Genomic DNA, 990 nt, shown 5'->3' with positions numbered 1-990 from the left:
AAACTTTCCTCAAATAAACTCTTTATAGCAAAACCTCCAATAAACATACATACGCTAATACACAATACAGGACAAACGACCTGAATCAGAAAATCTGAAATCTTAAGACCACACTGTTTATTAGAATAATAAATAATAACCATATCTCCACCCATACTCCAAATTGCTATCATAAAAATATATAGCCAATATGGAGCGCCCCCTAACGTATAAGCAAGATAGGTAAAACATACAGGCAATACATTCATAATACTTTTATAGATAGCATACCTTTTAATATTTCCCTCTGCATAAATAGCAGTGGCGGCACTATTTGTCAATTGACATATTACAGTAACAATCAGTTGCATACAACAAAACATAGCCGTCCATTCCGGTACATCCTTTAGCCAGATTCTTAAAACATAATGCATTTCCAATATGAAAGGAACGGCAAACAGGACTATTAAAAGTGTAGAAAACTTACCACTAGCCAACGTTACACGATTCATCGCTTCCATATCGTGACTGCCAGCCCTTTTTACAATAACCGGATTTACTGCCTTCATCAAGTTCAATGAAAAGTTAGACAATTGTCCATTCACCTGATTGGCTATTCCTTGAGCTGCACTCAATATGGTACCAAAAAAATGATTAAGCACCAAGCCCGAACCATAATAAGAAACAAGACTGGATATAGCCGTTAAGAAATTCCAGGAGAAAAATGAAGTAATTCGTTTGAGAAGATTCGAATCCCAATACTTACGAATTGAAAAAACACATTCGTCATATTTACGATGACAATATATTTTCATTATCGTAAGAGTTATCAAAGGAATCATAGCTGTCAATACGCCATACACAATCAGTTTATCACTATTGGTATAAACACAAACAAAAGCAATAACCAGACGTAGCAAACATTCAAATATACCAATCAATGAATAATAGAGCATATTTTCGTGAGCATTTACAACAGCATCATAAGGGACATTGATTATTGTCAGCACT

At 34.5% G+C, this 990-nt stretch carries 1 pseudogene; it reads right to left on the bottom strand.

Features of this window, described 5'->3' with window-relative positions:
- Positions 1 to 990: pseudogene (locus BSAG_RS25260) on the bottom strand (hypothetical protein); the annotation flags it as partial.

It is taken from the genome of Bacteroides sp. D1 (genome assembly GCF_000157095.2).
Lineage (GTDB): Bacteria > Bacteroidota > Bacteroidia > Bacteroidales > Bacteroidaceae > Bacteroides > Bacteroides xylanisolvens.
This window is presented reverse-complemented; position numbering and strand designations above follow the sequence as displayed.